Annotated in this window: 1 protein-coding gene; it reads left to right on the top strand. The window is 57.7% G+C overall.

The genetic code is table 11. From position 1 onward, the window contains the following. Positions 1-14: 14 nt before the first annotated feature. Positions 15-416, top strand: a 402-nt coding sequence (locus E0L35_RS25760) for a histidinol dehydrogenase (protein WP_283241554.1), incomplete at its 3' end; no start/stop codon positions are given.

Raw genomic sequence — 416 nt, 5'->3', positions numbered from 1 at the left:
AGCTAAAACAGGCGATGGCGGTGGCAGTAAAGAATATTGAAACCTTCCACACTGCGCAAAAACTGCCGCCGGTAGATGTAGAAACGCAGCCAGGCGTGCGTTGCCAGCAGGTCACGCGCCCGGTGGCTTCAGTGGGTTTGTATATTCCTGGCGGCTCCGCCCCGCTCTTCTCAACGGTATTAATGCTGGCGACTCCGGCGCGTATTGCGGGCTGTAAAAAAGTGGTGCTGTGCTCACCGCCGCCGATTGCCGATGAGATCCTTTATGCGGCGCAACTGTGCGGTGTGCAGGACGTGTTTAACGTCGGCGGCGCACAGGCCATTGCCGCGCTGGCGTTTGGTACGGAATCTGTGCCGAAAGTGGACAAAATCTTCGGGCCGGGTAACGCCTTTGTCACCGAAGCAAAACGCCAGGTA

Source organism: Halomonas sp. ATBC28 (assembly GCF_005937175.1).
In the GTDB taxonomy this organism is placed as follows: Bacteria; Pseudomonadota; Gammaproteobacteria; order Pseudomonadales; family Halomonadaceae; genus Vreelandella; species Vreelandella titanicae.
Note: the sequence above shows the minus strand (reverse complement) of the source record. Positions and strands in the feature narration are given on the sequence as shown.